Raw genomic sequence first — 4,616 nt, forward strand, 5'->3', positions numbered from 1 at the left:
TGTGGTGTGGTTGATCGTTCCCAAGGCGGTGCGCGCAACAAGAACAACCGGAGCCTGCCATCCGGCAATCAGGTCCAGAAAAAACGACTGGCGGTTCAGCGGCACCATAAGGCCCCCTGCCCCTTCGACAACAAGAGGCCCGTCCACTTTCGGAATTTCAAGACGCGAGAGGTCAATCTCAATACCCATGTCTTCGGCAGACAGATGCGGTGAGGCGGGCATGTTCAGCCGGTAGGCTTCGGGAAGGACCTCGACACCGCTCAGCGCGCTGACGGTTTCAGTGTCCGTAGCATCCTCAAGACCAGACTGAACAGGTTTCCAGTACCGGGCCTGCAAAGCTGTCGCCAGACCAGCCGAAAACACGGTTTTTCCAACACCTGTGTCGGTTCCGGCAACGATCAGCGCGCTCATGCGGCCTCCGACTGACAGATTGCGATGGTTGAAAATAGGGTCGAGATATCCTGAAGGGTGACATTTCCGGTAATCGACACGCGCAAACGGGATGTGCCTTTTGGGACAGTGGGCGGGCGGATGCCCCGAACGTCAAAACCCTGCTGCTGCAAAGTGGCCGCCATCGCCATTGTGCGCTCGTCGTCTCCCAGTACAACCGGGATGATCTGGCTGTTCAACGCGGCTGCGGGCAACCCCAGTTCCCGTGCGGTGTCATGGGCATGGCGCATACGTTCATGCGCGCCTTCAACCAGACTTACATCCTCGGCCAGTTCCCGTAGCGCAGCACGAACCAGAGCAGCGTTCAAAGGCGACGGAGCGGTCGCAAAGATGAAGGGACGAGCGCGGTTGATCAGGGTATCTATCATCACGCGCGGACCGCAGATCAGCCCACCTGAGACACCAAGCCCTTTACCACAGGTATGCAATGTCAGCAGATCAGCATTCAGGTCATGCGCAAGACCCCGGCCTCGCTCTCCGAAAACGCCGGTGGCGTGGGCCTCATCAACAACCAAAACTGCATCAGCTTCGCGCGCAAGTACGGACAAGTCTTCCAGCGGCGCCAGATCACCTTCCATGGAATACACGCTTTCGACCGCAATCCAGACCTGACCCGAACCGCCTGTAGATTGCCAGTCGCGCAATACGTTGCGTGCATCCGCAACATCATTGTGACGGAAGGCACGCAGGTCTGCACGGCTGGACCGCATACCTTCATGGGCGCTCGCGTGAACCAGCGCGTCATAAAGGACCAAATCCTCAGCCGCAGGCAACGTGGAGAAGATTGCCTGATTGGCCTGGAACCCGCCTCCCATGAACAGCGCGGCCTCAGCCTCAAAGAATGCGACCGCTTCCCGCTCCAACGCTTCATGTTCAGGGTGGTTGCCCCGCAACAGACGTGAACCTCCCGAACCTACAGGCACACCCCGCGACAGCGCATCATGTGCCGCACGTTGTAACACTTGAGATCCGGCAAGACCCAGATAGTCATTCGACGCGAAATCCAGCCCTTGCGTCGGGATCAAGGCCCGGCGGCGGTGCCGGGCTTGAAGCGCATCAAGCATCGATTCCAGTCGGTTGACTGCTTTCATTCGGCAGCTTCCGTGCAGTTTCGCGTTTCGGCTTTTTCAGCCTGAAGACCAAGTTTCGCAAACAGGACCGCGTCGGTGTCTTCTTCGGGGTTTTCTGCTGTCAGAAGCGTTTCGCCAACAAAGATCGAGTTGGCACCGGCGAAAAAGCACATCGCCTGCATCTCGTCACTCATGTCGCTGCGCCCGGCCGAAAGCCGCACATAGGACTTGGGCATCAAAATGCGGGCCGTTGCTATGATCCGCACAAAGTCGATCGGGTCAATCGGCTCGGCGTCGGCAAGTGGGGTATCGGCCTGCGGCATCAACATATTGATCGGCACCGAGTCCGGTGGAGGCGTCATGTTGGCCAATGTCAGCAACATGTCGATACGGTCACCAGTATGTTCACCCATCCCCAGAATGCCGCCTGAGCAAACCTTGATCCCTGCTTCCTGCACCCGGTTCATCGTATCGATCCGATCCGCAAAGGTACGGGTGGTGATGACTTCGGAGTAATAGCGTTCCGAGGTGTCGATGTTGTGATTGTAATAGTCCAAACCGGCATCGCGCAGCTGCACCACCTGGGTGTCGTCGAGCATACCCAACGTCATGCAGGTTTCCATGCCCAGTTCCTTGACGCCCTCGACCATCGCGACCAGCGCATCCATGTCACGCGCCTTTGGCTCGCGCCACGCCGCGCCCATGCAAAACCGGGTCGCGCCGCCATCGCGGGCTTTCTTGGCCTCGGTCAGAACGCGCTGAACCTCGATCAGCTTCGATGCTGGTAAGGTTGATCCATTGCGGGCTGATTGCGAGCAATAGGCACAATCTTCGGCGCAGCCACCTGTCTTGATCGACAATAGCTTCGAAGTCTGGATCTGGTTTGGATCAAAGTTTTCCCGATGCACGGTCTGCGCACGGAACAAAAGGTCCATTAGCGGAAGATCATGAATAGCTTGCGCAGTTTTACGGGTCCAGCCGGAGTGTGGGATGATCATTTTATCTATAAAACTTTCTGCAGCTTGCGTTGCTGTGGATTTATTATCGATAAAATCTGAATGCGCAACTGTGTTGGCGCAAACGATCATAAATCAAGCGGAAATGCCGCGCCTTCAGAAATCGAGCCCCAGATCGACGGTGCGGGCAGAATGCGTCAAGGCACCGGACGAGATGTAATCAACCCCTGTCGCCGCAATCGATGCGACCCGTTCCAATGTCACATTGCCGCTGGCTTCGGTCTTCAACCGCCCGCCCACCATGGCAACCGCTTCGCGCAGCATGTCATTGTCCATGTTGTCCAACAAAACAACCGAAGCGCCGCCCACGTCCAGCACTTCGGTAAGCTGGTCCAGTCGATCAACTTCAATTTCGACCGCCATCATGTGACTGGCCTGTGCCTTGGCGGCTTCAAGAACCTGACGGATGCCACCGGCCGCAGCAATGTGGTTGTCCTTGATCAGAATTGCATCTGATAAGGAATAGCGGTGGTTGAAACCGCCACCGTGCAGCACGGCTTGTTTTTCCACGATGCGCAGACCTGGTGTGGTTTTACGCGTGCAGGTCATGCGGGCAGTGGTGCCCTTGGTCTGCTCCACAAATGCGGCAGTCTTTGTGGCAATACCCGTCAGGCGTCCGGCAAAGTTCAGAGCGACACGTTCGCCCGACAGGATCGATGCGGCAGAGCCTTTAATGGTCATCAGCGTATCACCGCGTGCACAACGCGAACCATCCTTGATCCTCACGTCAACCTCAAGCGACGGATCCATAAGCCGGAACGCGATTGCAGCAACTTGCATCCCCGACACGACAGCGTTCTCGCGCGCGTTCAGGCTGGCTGTGTAGGTTGTTTCCTGTGGGATCACAGCGCGGGTTGTCACATCACCGTAGCTTCCCAGATCCTCCATCAGCGCAGCGCGGACCATGGGTTCCAGGATCAGATCTGGCAGGATCGCATTTGTCATGACAGTTCCTCGCAGGCTTTGGCCCGAATGCTCATTGCTTCGGACAAATACATCCGGGACCGCTCTCCGAGCCCAACATTGGCTTTTGGAAAGTCAGACCGCTTGTGTGCACCGCGGCTTTCTTCGCGTTTCAAGGCTCCGGCAGCGATCAGGGTCGCGGTTGCACACATGTTGCGAAATGACGGGCTGGTATCATGCTGCCCCTCCAACCGCGCAATAGTTTGCAGAGCACGGTTTAGGCCCGCCCGGTCCCGGACAACGCCAACGTCACGCGTCATGGTTTCGCGCAACTCCTGGATAGCCTTGGTCGTGTCAGGGGACACTACCTGAACAAAATGCAATGCAACTGGGTCGGCAATTGACACCACCGGAACGGATGTCCCGATGCTTTCGGCGCAGATGCGCGCAAAAACAAGCGCCTCAAGCAGCCCGTTCGAGGCCAGCCGGTTAGCACCGTGAAGGCCGGTCGAAGATGCCTCGCCGCAGACCCAAAGCCCGTCAAGTGTCGCGCGACCGTCAAAGTCGGTAGCAATACCACCCATGTGATAATGCGCTGCCGGTGCGACCGGAATCGGTTCGTTGACCGGGTCGATACCATTGCGCGCGCAGTATTCGGCAACTGCCGGGAACAGGTCCGTTATCTTCGAGCCTAATGCGGTGCGGGTGTCCAGCATGGGTCGGTTGCCTGCCTGCACTTCGGCAAAAATCGCACGCGCAACGACGTCTCGCGGGGCAAGTTCTGCGTCCGGGTGAACGGATAACATGAACCGCTCACCCTTATTGTTGATCAGGGTTGCCCCTTCTCCGCGCAACGCCTCGGTTGCCAGCGGAGCCGGATCTTCACCAACATCCATTGCCGTCGGATGAAACTGAACGAATTCGGCGTCAGCAATAAGTGCACCAGCACGCGCGGCCATCCCGATGACTTGCCCCCGAATGCGTGCCGGATTGGTCGTCAAGGCATACAGCCCGCCAGAGCCACCCCCGGCAAGCAATACGGCAGGCCCACATAGCGTTACGGGCTCGGACTCTGTTTCGGATGCGTCCTGAACCGTGACGCCAGTCACCCGACCGTTTGATACGTCCAGCGCCGTAGCAAGGACACCTTCCAACACCTGAACCGAAGGCGTTTCAT

Annotated in this window: 5 protein-coding genes; all 5 read right to left on the minus strand. The window is 57.9% G+C overall.

Features of this window, described 5'->3' with window-relative positions; genetic code table 11:
- A partial coding sequence (gene bioD / locus AC2FND_RS19545; protein WP_496771383.1) for a dethiobiotin synthase occupies nucleotides 1-411 on the minus strand: 411 nt, incomplete at its 3' end.
- Nucleotides 408-1,541, minus strand: a complete 1,134-nt coding sequence (locus AC2FND_RS19550; protein ID WP_496771384.1) for an 8-amino-7-oxononanoate synthase — start codon at nucleotides 1,539-1,541, stop codon at nucleotides 408-410. The genes AC2FND_RS19550 and bioD, both read right to left, overlap by 4 nt.
- Entirely contained in the window at nucleotides 1,538-2,518 is a 981-nt protein-coding gene (gene bioB / locus AC2FND_RS19555; RefSeq protein WP_209507670.1) for a biotin synthase BioB, read from the minus strand. The genes AC2FND_RS19550 and bioB overlap by 4 nt, the downstream gene beginning before the upstream one ends.
- A gap of 114 nt (nucleotides 2,519-2,632) precedes the next feature.
- A complete protein-coding gene (gene nadC, locus AC2FND_RS19560; protein WP_480487362.1) occupies nucleotides 2,633-3,481 on the minus strand; it encodes a carboxylating nicotinate-nucleotide diphosphorylase in 849 nt (282 codons plus the stop codon).
- On the minus strand, nucleotides 3,478-4,616 hold a 1,139-nt coding region (locus tag AC2FND_RS19565; RefSeq protein WP_496771385.1), incomplete at its 5' end, for an FAD-binding protein. The genes nadC and AC2FND_RS19565, both read right to left, overlap by 4 nt.

Source organism: Ruegeria sp. BHSB056, assembly GCF_059613305.1.